This is a genomic window from Bradyrhizobium sp. UFLA05-108, assembly GCF_059803455.1.
In genome coordinates, this window is record NZ_JBANAZ010000215.1 from 1 (window position 1) to 967 (window position 967).

The window sequence follows — 967 nt, forward strand, 5'->3', positions numbered from 1 at the left end:
GGTTGGAATACGCGGCGTGCACGCCCGGCGGCGTCGTGATGTTGGCATGCGCCAGCCACTGCCAGCGCTGGGCCTTGGTCGGCCAGGTGAACACCGGCGTTTTCGGCGGCTTCTTGCCCGGCTGCTCGCGCGGCAGCGCGCTGGTGTGAGTGGCCAGGTTCAATAAGGTGATCGGCTGGCCGGCGTTGTAAGCCGGCACATAGGCGCCTTTGGGGGCGTACTTGCGCAGCGGATCGGTCAGTTTGACCTGGCCTGCCGCCGCCATTTTTACCATCACTTCGCTGGTCATCAGCTTGGTGATCGACGCGATGCGGATCAGCGAATCCGGGCGCGGGCGCAGGTTGTTGCCGGGCTTGGTGTCGCCGAAGCTGCGGTTAACCACCTGATTGCCGTCGATCACCACCAGCGCCATGCCGGTGGCGCCGCTGTTGTAGAAAATATGTTCGGCATACTGGTCGACGATTTGCGAAGCCAGCTGCGGGGGCGCGGCCTGCACGGCCAGCGGCGCGGCGCACAGGCCCAGCGCCAGCAATAAAGCGGAGACAGAGTTCTTCAACGGTCGTTATCCATTTAACAATGCAGCGGGGAAAGGGCTTATTCGTCGCCCAGTGTAATGCCCCCAGGCCCCGGCTGCATGTAGAAAAAAGAGCGGTGGCGATAAAATTTTTTCACCGCCGGCGGCCTACTGCGCGCGGGCGAAAATGGCGATCACTTCGTCCAGGTGCGCCTTCATCGCCTTGCGGGCGCCGCGCACGTCGCGCGCTTCGATCGCCGCCAGGATCGCCCGGTGTTCCAGCTCGGAGCGGTGCGGCATGTCGTCCGGCGTATAGTGGCGCTGCAGCACGCGGAACATGCTGCCGTAACGGTGGCCGAGCAGGTGGCCGATGATGAACGCATAGGCCGGGTTGCCGCTGGCCTGGGCGATGCGGATGTGGAACAGCCGATCGCCGGGGTGGGTGGCGGAACC

Annotated in this window: 2 protein-coding genes; both read right to left on the reverse strand. The window is 64.6% G+C overall.

The features are described from left to right. On the reverse strand, positions 1–556 hold a 556-nt coding region (gene ampH / locus SO140_RS46060), incomplete at its 3' end, for a D-alanyl-D-alanine-carboxypeptidase/endopeptidase AmpH (RefSeq protein WP_498544215.1). Between the two features lie 126 nt (positions 557–682). Then, positions 683–967, reverse strand: a 285-nt coding sequence (locus tag SO140_RS46065; protein ID WP_498544216.1) for a FadR/GntR family transcriptional regulator, incomplete at its 5' end; no start/stop codon positions are given.